This window comes from Bacteroidales bacterium, from assembly GCA_016707785.1.
Lineage (GTDB): Bacteria > Bacteroidota > Bacteroidia > Bacteroidales > UBA4417 > UBA4417.
This window is the reverse complement of record JADJGZ010000001.1, coordinates 44205-61242: the sequence shown is the minus strand read 5'-3', so window position 1 is coordinate 61242 and position 17038 is coordinate 44205. Positions and strand designations below refer to the sequence as shown.

Sequence of the window (17038 nt, the reverse complement as noted above, 5' to 3'; positions counted from 1 at the left end):
TAATAATGAATACGATAAACTAAAATGGAAGTCCAAACCTTGGGCAATAAAATTGCCTGGTTGACACAATTCTTATTTCTAAATGTCCTGAATCAATTTGTAAAACAGGAATGAGGTACTCTGATGAAAACTGTAATAATTAATGTTAATAATAGAAGAATCAAAATTATTTAACTATGCAGCGAAACGCAATAGACTGTTAATAACTACTACCAGTTTTTATCAACAACCAGGGTAAATACCATTATGACTCAATATTATTTAATTCCAAATTATAATCAAACTGCAGGTCTTCATGCAAATTTGCAATCACCTTTCTTACTTTCAGCACCTGCCGTTCCTTAAATTTCCCAAGTGTCACTGATGAATCAAAAGAGTAAGCCGTTTCCTTCAGAGTTTTCAAATAATACATCAATAAATCAACCTCTGTTTCTTTTTTACCTGAAAAACGGCAGTATTTATTAGTGACTTTCAGGATTTTCCTGCATCCTTTGAGGAAAAAGTAAGCATTATTGCTATTAATATTCTCAAACCCTTGATGAATCTCATTCTTTACAGCCTGTATAAAACCATTTTCATCCCCATTGTAAAAAAGGAGATAGCTTATTAACTCTTTATTTTCCTTTTTGTATCGGGCCAATCGGCTGCATATCTCTACTAATTCCTTGCTTTTCAAGGTTCCCAGAGATCGTTTAAGTTCATTAATTCCTGCTACTTCCATTATTTTTAACTAAAGAGGTAGTTAAAAGTAATAAGAATTGACAATGAAGGCTGATATGCTATTTGCTTATTTTTGTAAGGATTGCAAAATCGGGTTCAATTTGACTGGATTTACAATAATTCCCAACTTCAAACTAAAGGTATGATTCATAAAAGGCTTTATTATCTGGTGATAATATTCCTGCAGCTATCAGGAATTACAGGAAAGGCTCAAGAAAACAACCGTTCCATGGCACTGACAGATTTTGCCATAAAAACCAGGGAATATCAAGAAGGATTTGTCAGAAGTTTGCCAGGCAATGATTTCAGTTATCATAGTTTCCGGAATGATCTTACAGATGCTTTGCTTACCCGCTGCAACGATGGCTCTATGGCTATTGAATGGCAAACTTCAGAAGTGAATGTAGAACCAGGAAAGAAAGGCTCAGGTTTCGTGTGGATTGCTGCTATAGATATGACTGATGCTTCCGCCACATTTGATGTTTATATCAATGGAGTCAAGCGTTTTATCATCCCCACAGGAAACAGGGAGAAATTTGAACTGGAGTCGGAAGATGGAGGCATCCTTGCCTTTATCACTGTTGAAATGGATCAACACTCTGATGCTCATGGATATATGTCACTCTGGGCACCAAATAGCTGGTTAAGTCCAGGAAAACCTCTCGATATTAAAATAGTAGGATCAGCATCAGGAAGCAATAGCTGGATCATCATCTATAAAGCACTTGATGCCTTCTCCTATTTACAGGAATCTGTGCGTTATAATTCCTGGGCTAAACTATTGATCAGCGGGGCGAAATCCAGTCCTCAACTCCAGGTGCAGCTTCCTAAAACATATGCAGGGAAAACCGTTTCTGTGAAAATCAATAAGAAATCCTACCTGCTGAATGTGACTGATGAATCAGGGAATCAAATCTGCAGACTATCATTAAAGAAAGCTATTCCCGTTGGAGCATCAGTTGCAATTTCCGATGAGTATGGTGAAATCCTGAGTTTACCATCCATTGATGCAGAAGGAAAATCCACGAGGCTCACCTATAAGGCATTATTACAGGCTGATGTAATAAAAGGAGAGAACTCATACGAAATCCATGCGATAAGGACGTATAAGCCGAAAACAGTGAGTTCGTTAAAAGCACTTGCAGGTTCAGGTCTTGCAAAAGGAACCATTTACCTCATGAATTCGAGCCACCAGGACATTGCATGGATGGATTCTCCTGAAAAATGCATACTTCTGAGGGATACAATGTTACTCACACCTCTTTTTGATAAAGCACAAACAGACCCTGAATACAGGTTTGATATCGAAGATGCATTGATGCTTAAGGAGTATATCACCAGGCATCCTGAAAGAAAAAGTCTAGTCGCAAGCCTGCTAAAAAGCGGGAATTTATCTTGTGGCTCAAGTTATACCCAACCTTATGAAGAGATTCTTTCAGGTGAAGCCCTTAGCAGGCAGTTTTATTTTGGAGCACGGTGGCTAAAGAAGGAATTCGGCTATACTGCCAACACTTACTGGAACCAGGATGTACCGGGTCGGACCTTGCAGATGCCACAAATTCTACAAAAATCGGGAACGAATTTCCTGGCCCTCAGCCGCATGGAAAAAGGAATATTCAAATGGTATAGCCCGGATGGCTCATTTGTAACCACCTATTCAGCAGGTCATTATGGAACAGATTTCACCCCACTGCAAAGAAATTTTTATGAAGCAGCTGAGTACATTGCTAAAAACTCAATGAGCTGGAAAGGATACTATGAACCCAATGCCGATAATCCTGTCATTCCTTTGTTTTCTGATTGGGATATGAGTCCTGCCAAAGACTATAGCCATTTAATCAGGGACTGGAATCAGATCACGGAAATACAGGATGAAAAGGGCAATTATATACCTATTGAATTACCGAAGATTAAACTTGCACTGACACCGGATTTCATCAATGAATTCAGCAACAATGCATCGATCATTCCTAAACATCAAGGAGAAAGACCGGCAGTATGGCTTTATATTCATGGACCCACCCATCAGAAAGCCATTAAAGCCAGCCGGGAGGCGGACATCCTATTGACTGCTGCTGAAAAATTTGCAACAGCGAATGCCTGGACAAATCAGTCCTTCAGAAATTACCCGGTGGATAAGCTCAATGAAGCATGGGAATCACGCATTTACCCTGATCATGGCTGGGGTGGTAAACATGGCGACATTACGGATGCCCTCTTCCAGGAAAAGTATTATCATGCCAGGAATCTTGCTGAAGAAATACTGTTTTCAAATCTTAAGGACATCGCTTCAAGGATAGTATTGAAAAGAAATTCAATGATACCCTTAGTCGTCTTTAATAGTGTGAGCTGGGAACGCTCTGACCCGGTTTTTGTCCCGGTTTCCCTGGATCCGGCGTATGCCTGGCAGCTTGAAGTTCAGGATGCATCCGGAAATATAAAACCCTGTCAATTAAGTGATATAAAACAATATAGTGATGGTTCTATCCGATCTGCAAAACTATGTTTTGTGGCTGAAAAAGTACCCTCTATAGGCTATAAAACCTATTATCTCAGAGCTTCAGATAAGAAATCATCCATCGATCAAAACAAGCATACAGGTACCTTTGAGAATGAATTTTACTCAGTGAAATTAACCGCAGGTGGAATCGCTTCTCTCTATGATAAAGTGTTGAAGCAGGAAATTCTGGATACTACAACTTTTAAGGGTGCCGAAGTTTTCACACTTCATTCAGAAGGAACCGGTGCGGGGGAATTTGCAGATATTCAGCAAGTGGATATGCAAGGTCTTGATAAGGCATCCAACTATCCATCTCAATGGGTTTGTATGGAAAATGGTGATGTCTATACTGAATTCAGACTCAGGCAACCGATTCAAAATGCTATGATTGAGCAATCCCTCAGGTTTTATCATCAAATAAAACGCATCGATATTAACCTATCACTCTTAAATTATGAAGGAATATTGTACCGGGAGTATAGAATAGCATTCCCATTGAAAATGCAGGAAAATCAATTGAGTTACGAAGTACCTTTTGGAGTTCTGAATGTTGGGCTTGATGAATTCGACGGAGCTGCGGGAGAGCGATATACAACAAAATGCAGTGAAATTCATCCAAGAGGAATTGGTAACTGGATAAGTGCCAGCAATAGCCAATGGGGAGCCAGTTTAAGTTCCAGTGTAGCAGTTGTAGATTATATTGATCCAAGCAATCCAGATTCAAAAAAACTCATTCTTCAGCCTATATTATTATCCTCAAGGCGGAGCTGTCATGAAGAAGGAAATGAATACCTGCAAACAGGTGACCATCATTTCAGTTTCTCCTTGTTCACACATGCTCCCGGCTGGATAAACGGATTCCGGAATGCACAGCAAGCGAATGAAAACCTATATGTAGTAACCGATCCTAATTCCTTTTCTATGGCATCACTGCCTGAAGAGCTTAGCTTTTTCTCCACCCAATCACCCGACTTAATACTTTCTACTGTGAAACAGCAGGAAGATGGGAAGGGTACTACTTTCAGGGTTTACAACATTTCACCTGAACCCACCGAGCTTAATTTCAAAGGATTTCTCCCACTGAAAAAAGCACATCACGCAAATTTGCTTGAATTCCCTGCAAAGGAATTGCTTCCCAAAGAAGGATCCGTAATATTTCCAATCGGAGCCTATGGAATTGAGACCTTTATTGTGGAATAAGAATTTAAGGTTTCATGGATCCAGGTTCCCTCCTATTGAAACCATATCATGATTTAACGCTGGGAATCAGTTATTTATGCAGTAGTATATAAGGGCAGATGACCATCCAATGAAGTTTTTAGATTCGATATATCATAAAATACTACTTCCACTAAGAGTATTGCCAGCCAAAGGTTTTTCAAATGAAAAACTTGCCTTTTCATTGACTATTGGGATACTGGTGGGTTGTTTTCCAATTATTGGAACCACAACTTTACTAGGTGTTTTGTTTGCTGCACTTTTCAGACAGAATCTTGCAATTATACAATCCCTGAACTGGGTACTGGCACCGGTTCAGCTTATACTGATTTTGCCTTTGATACGCTTTGGAGCAATCCTCTTCCAGGCTCAGGATCATAAAATCCAACTCCATTTAATTTTGAATGCTTTTGACCAGGGCATCCTGCATGGGATCGGCTTTCTTGGAATCCTGAGTATTTATGGAATAGTTGCCTGGATGTTGCTTGCTATACCTGCTGGTTTACTATGCTACTATCTGATCCGCTTTCTTCTGAACTCGCGAAAAAAGAAACAGCAATCATCTTCCGATGTCCTTAGTCGCACTTAATTTTTCCCGGCAAATTCACCCTTTTCAACGCTCCAGTCCAGGCCAAAAAATCCGGTTAGAATCACACCCTCTTCACCCCCAGTCATAACCCTGGCATTAAGAACAGTACAATCCGGCAGGCCGATTCCCGGACTTAGGTAGGGTAAACGTGTGCAGATTCTCATACCAGTGAGGCCTGTGCCTGAAACTACCCCGACAAGTGAAATTTCATCTCCATTCCTGGGCCTTACAAACAGGCATGCAAGGTCATTTCCCTTATAGATTTCATCATTCACTTTCACAGATTCTTTTGTAACCTGCACAGGTGAGTTATAGAGCAGCAGATCCCAGGCTTTGTTGGTGTCCCGGTTTCCAAATAGGATGATATTTCTGCCTGCAAAAGCCAGGGTATCAAAATCGGTATCTGCTACTACTTCGATAGACCCATTCCCCTGGTACCAGAACCGTTCTGCATCATACCTTGCTTTATCAAAAGCCCATGTATTTTCTTCAGCATTCCCTCGGGTTCCATATACGAATACCATTCTATTTTTGAAAACATCTTTGAATGTACCATACCGATTAGCATTTTTCAATGCCATGTCAGGTTCACCGACAACATTCCATTTCCCTTTAGACAATTCAAGCCATAATTGTTTTTGTCCCGGCTTCACTATGACTTCAAAAGCTTTGGTCTTATCCAGTTCAATCCAAATCTTTTCTTTACCTGAGACGATATCCAGATCCAATGCCAATCTCGCAATATTCGAGGTTGTACCCGAAAACTTCCCCTGGCCGGGTTCCACCTTAAGATGAGCTTCACTCATTGACAGCTGTTCAGTTTGTGCATCAATCAATAACCAGTGATTTCTGGATGAAACACCGGGATTTGATGTCAGGAAGTCAATATTCAGTACCTGGTCATTGGCAGGAATTGTATGTCGGGTAAAAAAATCAAACATTGGAGGCCAATCTACACAATCTGCACCTGGCTCATCAGATTCATCCCACCAATGCCCTGCCTTAGGCTGATAATGAAACTGATAATCTTTATGACCTATTTCTTCAAGCCTGTTTACCATCATTTTTGCCTGATCAATCAATACATTATCATCATCCTCACCATGAATCACATAGACCCCTAATTGCTTGTAATTTTCAGCAAATAATGGTGTTTCACTTGGGGAAGTAGGTCGGCGAATCATTTTTTTAACAGGAGTAGAATCATTGAGATTGACATCTTTAAATCGGTAGCTCCAGAAACTGATCCATCCTGCGCTGGGCCCAATAGCAGCAAATCGGTCAGGGTACATTGCTCCGAGATGCCATGTACCATGTCCACCCATGGAATGCCCGGTTAAGTAAACTTTGCTCTTATCGATGGGAAACTTTGAAGTAGCAATCTCCAGCACTTCAAGTGCATCCATCCTCCCCCAGTCTTCCCAGTTATACCCATAAGGGCGACGGTTTGTTGGTGAAACAATCATGCCCCAGGTTTTGGGATAATAGGATCCTGACTGATTAATAGCCTCTACAGAAGCACCATGTACTGAAAAGATTAAGGCTGTAGGGCTTTTCCAGTCATAATTTCGTGGAGGATTTACGCTGTAATATTGTACGCTTCCATCTATTTTACTTAGAAATGTCTCCTTATGATTTTCGGATTTGTCCATTACCCTTAATTGAATGCTCACTTCATCCAGTAATTCAAGCCTGTTACCTGTTTTCCTGCTTAACTGCAGTTTAACCGGAACTTCACCTTTCTCCTTATATAAATATTCGGGGAACAGGAATGCACATTTGCGGACTGAAAAAGGCTGAATGACAGGAATTGTCGAAGTCCGGCAACTCCCATTCATATCTATCACTTCCAAAACCAGGTCAGTCCGGGGGTAAGCTGTTGAATTAATGATTTCAATGGCGCCAGGCATTGCAGGTTCTTCTTCAATGAGAAAGTCGGGAAGTGTAAGGTCATTTGGAATAAGTTGGCATAATGAGGAAGGCGCATATAATTTAGCTTTCATCTTTCCCCTGGATACCCTGAAGATAAATTCATTTTTCCCTTTTTTGAGTTTCACCGGTATGGTAACAAAATTCCAGTCTTTTTCCCAGGCAGCGTAGGAATCGCTGGTTCCATAAACATTCCCGGTGCGCGCAGCTCCATTTATATATACCATATCATTGCCCTGAAGACTGATAATCAACACCGTATCTTTCTCCATTTCCAAGGTGGTATACAGGTAATTTACACCCCGGGTGGGAAAATTAAACCACCCCTGACTCCCAGCTTTGACCCTGCTCCATGCATATTTTTTCCCATCCTGTTGCAAAACTTCATCTCCTTCTTTAGGAACTGACCATGTTCCTAATGCCAGGGCAGCTTCAATGGTATTGGTCAGAAGGATGGTTTCCGTTGTCCCCCTGGCCATAGGGAGGGCCAGGCCTTCATTGATCAACAGAGTATCCTTTACGGATGCCCTTAAAAATGAAGCAGGAAACATGAATTGGAAAATGAAAAGAAAATAAAGGAGTGACTTGAAGCTATTCAATTTCATAAGATTACTTTTTAAAGCAGGAAACATGGTTTGCGAGTTGTTCATCATCCACCTTACTTGCTAAGTTAGACATGTTTTTTTAAAATTTTACGTCCTTTTATATGAATCTGATACTTTAAGAGTATGTTTAAAAATTCAATTATTGATAACCATCTTGTGTTTCTTTAATCCAGAAATCAGAATATACGGAATAATCATTCTTCGACAAATAGACAGATATTCAATAAATTCTGAATTCTGACTCCTGAATTCTGAATTCTAAAGAATTAAGAACTAAAGAAATTTAAACAGTCTATAAGATATTAACAATGATATCAATCAGTTTTCAAGTTCTTATCTTTGCAACGGTATTCATTATTATTCAGATAATTTTCAATTATTGGTTACGTTTGCATATCCTTTTATTATGAAAGAAGCTTATCAATTACTCAAACAGTACTACGGGTACGAGCAATTCCGTCCTTTTCAGCTAGAAGCTATTCAGCAATGCCTGAATGGAAATGATGTTGTATTGGTGATGCCTACAGGTGGAGGAAAATCACTCTGTTTCCAGCTACCTTCACTCCTTATGGGGAAACTGGTGGTGGTGATTTCACCGCTCATTGCCCTGATGAAAGACCAGGTTGATAACCTGAGGGCAAATGGATTCGAGGCAGCAAGTCTCAATAGTTCACATTCAGCAACCCAGGAAAGGAATATCCTTGATACCTGCCACGAAGGAAGGATGAACCTTCTTTATATGTCTCCCGAAAGGGCTTTGAATGAGTTATCGATGATCAGCCATTTGAATGTAGGGATGTTTGCCATCGATGAAGCTCATTGTATTTCAGCCTGGGGACATGATTTCAGACCGGAATATACCAGGCTAATCACCTTGAAGGAAAAATTTCCTGATGTTCCGATTATGGCGCTTACAGCCACTGCTGACAAAATAACAAGAAAAGATATCATCAAACAATTGGGGCTAAGCGACCCTTCTACTTTTATTGCTTCCTTCAACAGGCCAAACTTAAGCCTATCAGTGAGGGCAGGTCTTGCATCACGGGATAAGTACAGGGAAATCATCCGTTTCATTGGTGAACATTCCGGACAATCAGGGATTATTTATTGTCTGAGTCGTAAAGAAACAGAGAAAGTCTCTGCATTGGTGCAGGAAACAGGAATAGTGTGCGCTTACTACCATGCAGGGATGGATAATGAAAGCAGGAAGAAGGTACAGGAGGATTTTATTAATGACCGGGTGCAGGTGATATGCGCAACCATTGCTTTTGGACTGGGAATTGATAAGCCTGATGTGAGATGGGTCATTCATAACAATTTACCCAAGAATATTGAAAGCTATTACCAGGAGATTGGAAGATCAGGTCGGGATGGGTTACCGGCAACCACCATTTTATATTACAGCACACAGGATCTGATAATGTTAAGGCAGTTTGCTGAAGAAAGCGGGCAACGTGAGTTACAGCTTGAAAAGCTTCAAAGGATGCAACATTTTGCAGAAGCTGATGTATGCAGACGCCGGATTCTGATCACCTATTTCGGAGAAGCATTTGAAGAAAACTGTGGGAATTGCGACGTATGCCGTGAACCCAGGCAACATATTGATGGTACGACTTTAGCTCAAAAAGCGATTTCTGCTTTATTGCGATTAGAAGAGAAAGTTGGAGTCCACATGCTGATAGATGTTCTGAGAGGCTCCCGCAGAGCTGAAGTACTAGATAATAATTACCATAAACTCAAGACTTATGGGGTCGGAGCCAGTATCAGCTTTTATGATTGGCAGTCGTATATACTACAGATGCTCAACCTCGGAGTATTTGAAATGGCCTATGATGATAACTTTAACTTTAAGGTAACTCCTTATGGGAAGGACATTGTATTTGGGAAGAAGAGCATCGAATTAGTTCAACCTAAACCTATCATTGAAAAATCTATCGGTAAGAGACGCTCTTTTCTTAAAGCCTTTGATATTCAGCTACCTGAGGAAGTCTCACCTGATGATCAATTGAGAGACCGGTTGCGATTACTAAGAAGAAACCTGGCTGTGGAAGAGCAGGTACCACCTTATATTATATTTAATGACACTACCTTAAATGAATTGGTTGAGGAGAAGCCACGAAACCAAATTCAGCTGATGGACATCACAGGAATAAGTACAGTTAAAGCTGATAAATACGGAGAATCAATTCTTTCAATTATCAATCAATCAGCAGGTTCTCATAAAAAAGCCAAAGGTGCTACCTTCATGGAAACCCTTGAAATGCTCAATAAAGGTCTAACTGTTGAAGAAATAGCCTTAGCCCGTCAGCTCAGCACTACAACTATCTTTTCACACCTGGCTGCCATTATTGAGAAAGGAATCAAACTCGATGTCTTCAGATTCATTAGCCTGGAAGAACTTCAAAAAGTTGAGGAGGCCAAGAAAAAGATTGTTCAGACGACTACACTAAAGGAGTACTTCGAATTTTTCAATGGTGAAGTACCTTATGGCACTATTCGTATGGCATTGGCTGAATTAAGAAGAAAGCAAAAAGAAGAAGCATCATTTTAGGATTTCCTGATTTATATAATTTACCTTTCGGTCAATAGTGCACATGAAGCGATAAAGTGTGGTAGAAGCCGTATAGAATGAAGGTCTCTGATTATTTTCACCGGCTAAAATAAGGCGCTCTCATCATTATCATTTATCTTCGTCTTACCTTATCCATAGCTAGCGATGAATCCTGAAATTATTGGTATCACAGCGGGGGTCCTTTCCTGCACTACTTTTCTTCCACAGGTTATAAAGACATGGAAATCAAAATCCATCAAAGATGTCTCCTTATCCATGTTCCTTATTGCTTCATTTGCAACCACACTTTGGTTAATTTATGGAATACAGATTAATAGTATTTCCATTATTTTTACAAATTGTATTGTACTGGCACTATCATTAGTCATGCTCTATTTGTTTTATTTATTCCGTAATCAATAAGGAAAGGTTCTAGTTATGGAAAACCAGGAGATGAACGCCTTACGTCATATGGAGTTAGCACCATGGATACAGAAGGCCACTGCATTAATAGAGCATCACAGGAAAGTGGGTGGAAACCAGTTCAGGCATTGTCTGGCTACCATGACCATACTTATGGATTATCATTTTATTGATAGTGTGCTTCTAAAAGCTGCGATTGTTCATGACTTACTGGAAGATTCAACCCGGGTTACCGAGTATGAGCTCTCCATTATTGATGCAGATGGGCCGGAAGTTGTGAAAGTAGTGAAGGAACTTTCAAGGAATAAGCAACTACAAACAAAAAAGGAATACCTTGAATTTCTACTCAGGAGTGGATCTGCTCAAGCCCGTATCGTTAAACTTGCCGACCGTATCAGTAACCTCACCGACCTTCACCTTTTTGTTTTCAGTAAGGAGAATGCCCAATCCTATATTGAACAGACAGAAATGTATATACTTCCTATGGTAAGTTCCCTTTTGGATGAGCCACTAACTGATTATCAAAAAAATATGGTTATAGAGATGGGAAAAGAACTTCATGACCTGATAGTAATTCGTAAGTTATATGTTCATGAATTCAATAACTATGAATCCATCAGGTTAAAAATCAGGAATAGGTTGAAATCACTTTCTCTCAGAATTTGGTAACAAGTCTCATTATCAGATATCAATTGATTCTGGAGCAAAAAAAAAGCCCTGCGAGAGCAAGGCTTACAAAGAATTATCTTCTAAATATATATTAAATCACTTTAACATTTACTGCGTTTAATCCTTTTTTACCTTCCTGGATATCGAACGATACACGGTCATTTTCCATGATATTGTCAATTAAACCAGATACGTGTACAAAATACTCTTTGTCGTTAGAGTCATCTTTAATAAATCCAAATCCCTTAGAATTGTTAAAGAATTTTACTGTTCCATTACTCATGTTGTGTTTGATTTTAAATTATTATCCGGTAAAGATAAACTTTTATTTACTGCTATCACATTTATTTTTAATTAATTAGCAATTATTATGTTTTTTAGCCTGCTTAAAGCATCTTTTTAAGCCTTTTCACTGCAACTTTTAAGCTTTATAGGGATTAAAAGATAGGGTTTCATTATCCGCAAATGGGATATATATCCAAGAAATTAATATTTCATGAAATACCCTAACATTCTATTTTATTATTCTTTTTTTTTAATACATAGTCTATTTTTTAGGGGTACTAAAGAATATTTATATGTTTTTCTTTAACTTACCCCCTATTATTTTTAATATTTAAAAATTTATTCTATTTTTGCACAAAAATAATTTCATTATGGCAACTTTACGTTTTAAGGCGATTGAAGAATCGTTAAAGAGGAGGCCACTGGAAGTGATTCCTCCTTCTGACAAAATTTCAGATTTTTTCGGTGTATTTGTGTTCGACAAGGTTAAGATGGAAAAATATCTTTCCCAGGATGCGTATGCTGCAGTTATTGAAGCTATAGAACAAGGCAACCGCATTGACCGGAAGATGGCCGACCAGGTAGCGACAGGAATGAAAAATTGGGCAATGAGTCATGGTGTTACCCATTATACTCATTGGTTTCAACCTTTAACAGAAGGCACAGCTGAGAAACATGATACTTTCATGGAGATTTCAGCCAGTGGTCAGGCGATTGAACAATTCTCAGGAAAATTATTGGCTCAGCAGGAGCCTGATGCATCCAGTTTTCCCAGCGGAGGCATAAGAAACACTTTCGAAGCCCGGGGCTATACAGCCTGGGATCCCAGTTCTCCGGCCTTTATCCTGGACAACACCCTGATCATTCCAACTATTTTTATTTCCTATACCGGGGAAGCACTGGATTATAAGACGCCTTTGCTTAAAGCTTTACATACCCTTGATAAGGCAGCTGTTGAAGTTTGCCAGTATTTTGACAAAGATGTTAATAAGGTAATCAGTAACCTGGGATGGGAACAGGAATATTTCCTGGTTGATGAAGCTGTGTATAGTGCCCGTCCTGACCTGATACTTACAGGCCGCACATTAATGGGTCATGCATCTGCCAAAAATCAGCAGCTGGAAGATCAGTATTTTGGACAAATTCCAAGCAGGGTATTGAACTTCATGAAAGAACTTGAGTTTGAAGCTTACAAATTGGGGATCCCGGTAAAGACACGCCATAATGAAGTTGCCCCTAACCAATATGAAGCTGCACCTATTTATGAAGAAACCAACCTTGCCATTGACCACAATCTGCTTATAATGCAGCTTATGCGCACGGTCTCAAGGAAGCATGGGTTCATAGTGCTGTTGCATGAAAAGCCTTTTGCCGGTATCAATGGATCAGGAAAACACAACAACTGGTCAGTGGCTACCAACACGGGGGTTAACCTGCTTTCACCCGGTAAAACCCCTAAATCAAATCTGCAATTCCTTACTTTCCTGGTAAATACACTGGCAGCCGTCCATAAACATAATGCACTTCTGAAGGCATCTATTGCGTCAGCAGGAAATCAGCATCGGTTAGGTGCCAATGAAGCTCCTCCAGCCATTATTTCAGCTTTCCTTGGTCAGCAACTCAACCGGGTACTGGATGAAATTGAGGAACGTGTTTCTGATAAAAAAATGACGCCTGACGAAAAAACGGTAATCAAACTGGACATAGGAAAGATTCCGGAAATTCTCCTGGATAATACCGATAGAAATCGCACTTCACCATTTGCATTTACTGGTAACAAATTTGAATTCCGGGCCGTTGGATCTTCGGCAAACTGTGCTTCGGCAATGACTGCCTTGAATACAGCGCTTGCAGTGCAACTGATGGATTTCAAAACTGAAGTGGATAAACTAATTGAAAAAGGGCTCAAAAAGGATGAAGCTATTCTTCAGATCCTTAGGAAACTCATTAAACAATCAAAGAACATTCGTTTTGAAGGAAATGGTTATAGCGATGAATGGAGAGCTGAAGCAGAAAAACGCGGGCTGGATTTTGAATCGTCCGTTCCATTGATTTATGATGCTTACCTGAGTGAACAATCAAAGAGCCTTTTCAGAAGAGCAAATATTTTCTCTGATATTGAAATGGAGGCTCGTTCAGAGGTACGTCTTGAGTTATTCATCAAAAAGGTTCAGATCGAAGCCCGAGTACTCAGCGACCTGGTAAACAACCACATTCTTCCTACAGCACTTGAATACCAGTCGATGTTAATCGAAAATGTAAACGGGTTGAAAGGATTATTGGGAGAAGTAGAGTTTAAGACGCTCACTGCCAGAAGGCTCGCTCAAATTAAGGATATCTCTGTATCGATTGAAAAAATTGAGCAGTTGATTTCAGAGATGACGGATGAACGCAGGGCAGCCAATAAAATTGAACATGCTCGTGAAAGGGCTATTGCCTATTCTGATAAAGTATTCCCCTATTTTGAGGAAATCAGGTATCATGTAGATAAACTTGAGTTAATAGTGGATAATAAACGTTGGCCACTTCCTAAATACAGGGAGTTATTATTTATCCGATAACTATTTCCCTCAATAAAAAATCCTGCCTTAATTACAAGGGCAGGATTTTTTTTGCTGCTAGCCAGGGGAATACCTGGTTCACTATCGCATATTGTGAAATACATTAATTACATCATCATCTTCTTCAAGTTTTTCGAGTAATTTTTCAACGTCGGCCTGCTGTTCAGGATTAAGTTCCTTTGTGTCATTGGGGATTCGCTCGAAAGCAAAAGCCTTGATCTCAAACTTATTATCTTCAAGATATTTCTGAATGGGACCAAACTTGGTGAATTCAGCATAAATCATGATCTCCCCTTCATCGGTAAATATTTCATCAAGCCCGAAATCAATGAGCTCAAGTTCCAGATCTTCGAGGTCAATCCCTTCTTTTAGTGCTACTTTGAAACTGCATTTCCTGTCAAAGAGAAAATCAGTCATTCCCATAGTTCCGAGGCTTCCTCCCCACTTATTAAAACAACTCCTCACATTGGCAACAGTCCGGGTTGTATTATCCGTAGCTGTTTCAACAACTACTGCAACTCCATGAGGGGCATATCCTTCATAAACAACTTCTTTATAATCACTTGAATCCTTGGAAATAGCTCTTTTAATTGCACGTTCTACATTATCCTTTGGCATGTTTTCACTCCGGGCTGTCTGAATGAGCAGCCTAAGCCTTGCATTCCCTGCAGGGTCCGGTCCACCTGCCTTTACGGCGATTTCGATATCCTTACCCAATTTAGTGAAAACCCGGGACATATTTCCCCAACGTTTAAGTTTCCTTGCCTTGCGAAATTCAAAAGCTCTTCCCATGATGTCAATGTTTGAAATGTCTAAAAGTTATCCTGATATGCCTGAAGCGGGGCAAAATTAGTTTTCTTTGCTGAATATTTAAAAAAAACGGGACAATTTCCATCTGTCTGATAAAAATCGACCTGGAGGGTCCCATTAAAACTCCACCAGATGAAAGTACTACTCATAATTAGCTGTTTATTTCTTTTGCATTCCACCTATGCGATTAGCCCTGATACCATCCGTGTGGTAACCCATAAAAAAGTACTGGTTACTACTGATCCGGCAAAAGGAGAGAAATCTTATCTCTCCTGGGGTTTGTTCCCTGGAAATAAGGAAGATATTCGCAGAATCAGGATGACTGTGACTTTAGGTTGCCCTGATTCCATGCCTTGTGCACACTGGGATTACCTTGACCATATATACCTTCGCCGACAGGGAGGGAAAGATTCCCCTTCTCTGAATTTTGAACTTGGCAGGATGTTAACACCTTACGGAAGTATTTTCGATCGTGGATGGGAATGGGGCTGGAGTGTTGATGTCACTGATTTTTCAAGTGTTTTAAGAGATAGCGTCGAAATTGAATACATGCATTCAGGCTATGAACCTACCACTGTTGGATGGTCGCTTACCATTCATTTTGATGTGATTGGAGGGAGACCTGCTGCAAACCCTTTATCTATTACAAAAATGTGGGAAGGTTCCTTTAGATACGGTGATGCAACCGTAAATATTGAGGATTCTTTATGCCCGAAGTCCTTCAAACCTGAAAGAGGGGCTGGTATTGCCAGGCTGAGGATTCAGCAAACAGGCCACGGAATGGATGAACCAAAAGGATGCAGCGAATTTTGTTCAAGGTACAGGGATATTAAGTTTGACGGTCAATTGATCGACAGGAGAAGTTTATGGAAGGAATGTGGCGATAATCCATTGTTTCCGCAAGGAGGCACATGGATTTTTGACCGTGGAAACTGGTGTCCCGGTGATCTCCAGGAGGCTGATCAATTTGATATGCATATCAGCAAAAAGGAACACAGCTTTGATATTGATATGGAGCCCTACAAGGCAACCGGCAATATTCAAGCCAATGAAAGTATCGCATCATACCTGATTCAGTACAGGAAGCCAAATGAATCACATGATGTCTCAATTGAAGCGATCCTCAGTCCGAATGGTGAAAAAAACCTTCGAAGACTGAACCCTGTCTGCTCTGAACCTCATATTATTATAAGGAATCAAGGCTCAGAAATCCTTAGGTCTTTGGTCATTTATTATGGCACTGAAGGTTACTCCCTGAGGAAACATACCTGGCATGGAAGCCTCAGGTTCAATGAGACCGTTGATGTATGGCTCGAAGGTGCCGTCAGATATAAGAAAGGAACTAACATTTTCATTGCTAAACTGGTTTTGCCCAACGGGAAACGCGATGGCTATGAAGCAGATAATGAGATGAAAGTCTCTTTTCCTTCACCTGTAGTCCTTCCTAATCAGATGATTGTTCAATTCAGGACCAATGCATCTCCGGAAGATAACAAACTGAGTATTATGGATGCCTTTGGTGGTATCCATTATATCCGGGAATCGCATACCATGAAAGCGAATACCCTTTATAATGATACGGTGCAGTTAGTGGAAGGCTGTTATGAATTCAATCTTAGCGACAGTTCAGGAAATGGCCTGGAGTTTTGGTTCGAACCTGAACAGGGACATGGTTTTCTGCGTTTTCTTGATATGCAAGGGCGACTTCTGTATAACTTCGAAAGCGATTGTGGAAGTGGTCAGCACCTGGCTTTCAGCGCTACGCCCTCCTATTCTTATGACACTCTCATCAACCGGTTTGCATTCAGTGTTTATCCATTACGGGTAAAAGAAAAGCTGGAATTTGACTGTGTGGCTTCACGTCCGACCGACATCACAGTGCTGATTAGGGGATCAGAAAATGCTATCCTGGAAAAGCATGAATTCCTGAATCTTCAGAATCGCCTGACAAACCTGGATGTAAGTCATCTGAAACCCGGAAGGTATTTTTTCGAGGTGCAGGTAGATGGAAAAAGGGAATATAAGAAGCGCTTTAATAAAGAATAAGCCTTGTGATCATCAGGCAGGAATGTTGAATAAAGGATTCTTCATAACGAAATAACTCCCTGGAAATCAGCATACCTGGATATATAAAAGTCCCGTTAATCCGAAAGAATTAACGGGACTTTCAAATTTCAG

At 40.2% G+C, this 17038-nt stretch carries 11 protein-coding genes; 7 read left to right on the top strand and 4 right to left on the bottom strand.

Annotation, left to right across the window (positions count from 1 at the left end; genetic code table 11):
- Nucleotides 1-244 precede the first annotated feature (244 nt).
- Nucleotides 245-721, bottom strand: a complete 477-nt coding sequence (locus IPH84_00200) for a hypothetical protein (GenBank protein MBK7171660.1) — start codon at nt 719-721, stop codon at nt 245-247.
- Nucleotides 722-862: 141 nt separating this feature from the next.
- Here IPH84_00200 and IPH84_00195 point away from each other — a divergent pair, with 141 nt between their 5' ends.
- Both IPH84_00195 and IPH84_00190 read left to right on the top strand, forming a co-directional pair.
- Nucleotides 863-4420, top strand: coding sequence for an alpha-mannosidase (locus IPH84_00195; GenBank protein MBK7171659.1), 3558 nt, complete (start codon nt 863-865; stop codon nt 4418-4420).
- Between the two features lie 109 nt (nt 4421-4529).
- On the top strand, nt 4530-5027 hold the full coding sequence (locus tag IPH84_00190) for a DUF2062 domain-containing protein (GenBank protein ID MBK7171658.1): 498 nt from the start codon (nt 4530-4532) through the stop codon (nt 5025-5027).
- Here the strand turns inward: IPH84_00190 and IPH84_00185 are convergent.
- Nucleotides 5024-7561 (bottom strand): prolyl oligopeptidase family serine peptidase, encoded by a 2538-nt coding sequence (locus IPH84_00185; protein MBK7171657.1) that lies wholly within the window; start codon nt 7559-7561, stop codon nt 5024-5026. The genes IPH84_00190 and IPH84_00185 overlap by 4 nt on opposite strands.
- Before the next feature lie 406 nt (nt 7562-7967).
- Here IPH84_00185 and recQ point away from each other — a divergent pair, with 406 nt between their 5' ends.
- From recQ to IPH84_00170, 3 genes are all read left to right on the top strand, one after another.
- Nucleotides 7968-10112: a DNA helicase RecQ gene (gene recQ / locus IPH84_00180; protein ID MBK7171656.1), complete on the top strand. Its 2145-nt coding sequence runs from the start codon at nt 7968-7970 to the stop codon at nt 10110-10112.
- 165 nt (nt 10113-10277) lie between these two features.
- Nucleotides 10278-10535, top strand: coding sequence for a hypothetical protein (locus IPH84_00175; protein ID MBK7171655.1), 258 nt, complete (start codon nt 10278-10280; stop codon nt 10533-10535).
- A gap of 30 nt (nt 10536-10565) precedes the next feature.
- Nucleotides 10566-11204 carry an HD domain-containing protein gene (locus tag IPH84_00170; protein ID MBK7171654.1) on the top strand — a complete coding sequence of 213 codons (639 nt, stop codon included), beginning with the start codon at nt 10566-10568 and terminating at the stop codon, nt 11202-11204.
- 91 nt (nt 11205-11295) lie between these two features.
- Here the strand turns inward: IPH84_00170 and IPH84_00165 are convergent, their stop codons facing one another.
- Nucleotides 11296-11487, bottom strand: coding sequence for a cold shock domain-containing protein (locus IPH84_00165; GenBank protein ID MBK7171653.1), 192 nt, complete (start codon nt 11485-11487; stop codon nt 11296-11298).
- Nucleotides 11488-11860: 373 nt separating this feature from the next.
- On the opposite strand from IPH84_00165, the gene IPH84_00160 reads away from it, so the two are divergent.
- Nucleotides 11861-14050, top strand: a complete 2190-nt coding sequence (locus IPH84_00160) for a glutamine synthetase III (GenBank protein MBK7171652.1) — start codon at nt 11861-11863, stop codon at nt 14048-14050.
- Nucleotides 14051-14131: 81 nt separating this feature from the next.
- Here the strand turns inward: IPH84_00160 and IPH84_00155 are convergent, their stop codons facing one another.
- On the bottom strand, nt 14132-14842 hold the full coding sequence (locus IPH84_00155; protein MBK7171651.1) for a YebC/PmpR family DNA-binding transcriptional regulator: 711 nt from the start codon (nt 14840-14842) through the stop codon (nt 14132-14134).
- A 150-nt stretch (nt 14843-14992) separates the two neighbouring features.
- Between IPH84_00155 and IPH84_00150 the strand changes: the two genes are divergently transcribed.
- Nucleotides 14993-16906 carry a peptide-N-glycosidase gene (locus IPH84_00150; protein MBK7171650.1) on the top strand — a complete coding sequence of 638 codons (1914 nt, stop codon included), beginning with the start codon at nt 14993-14995 and terminating at the stop codon, nt 16904-16906.
- The last annotated feature ends 132 nt before the right edge of the window (nt 16907-17038 follow it).

Bases quoted from the DNA above. Each gene is read 5' to 3' on its own strand.
- recQ (MBK7171656.1), top strand. From the start codon at position 7,968: ATGAAAGAAGCTTATCAATTACTCAAACAGTACTACGGGTACGAGCAA.
- IPH84_00190 (MBK7171658.1), top strand. From the start codon at position 4,530: ATGAAGTTTTTAGATTCGATATATCATAAAATACTACTTCCACTAAGA.
- IPH84_00160 (MBK7171652.1), top strand. From the start codon at position 11,861: ATGGCAACTTTACGTTTTAAGGCGATTGAAGAATCGTTAAAGAGGAGG.
- IPH84_00200 (MBK7171660.1), bottom strand. From the start codon at position 721: ATGGAAGTAGCAGGAATTAATGAACTTAAACGATCTCTGGGAACCTTG.
- IPH84_00185 (MBK7171657.1), bottom strand. From the start codon at position 7,561: ATGAAATTGAATAGCTTCAAGTCACTCCTTTATTTTCTTTTCATTTTC.
- IPH84_00150 (MBK7171650.1), top strand. From the start codon at position 14,993: ATGAAAGTACTACTCATAATTAGCTGTTTATTTCTTTTGCATTCCACC.
- IPH84_00155 (MBK7171651.1), bottom strand. From the start codon at position 14,842: ATGGGAAGAGCTTTTGAATTTCGCAAGGCAAGGAAACTTAAACGTTGG.
- IPH84_00195 (MBK7171659.1), top strand. From the start codon at position 863: ATGATTCATAAAAGGCTTTATTATCTGGTGATAATATTCCTGCAGCTA.
- IPH84_00170 (MBK7171654.1), top strand. From the start codon at position 10,566: ATGAACGCCTTACGTCATATGGAGTTAGCACCATGGATACAGAAGGCC.
- IPH84_00165 (MBK7171653.1), bottom strand. From the start codon at position 11,487: ATGAGTAATGGAACAGTAAAATTCTTTAACAATTCTAAGGGATTTGGA.
- IPH84_00175 (MBK7171655.1), top strand. From the start codon at position 10,278: ATGAATCCTGAAATTATTGGTATCACAGCGGGGGTCCTTTCCTGCACT.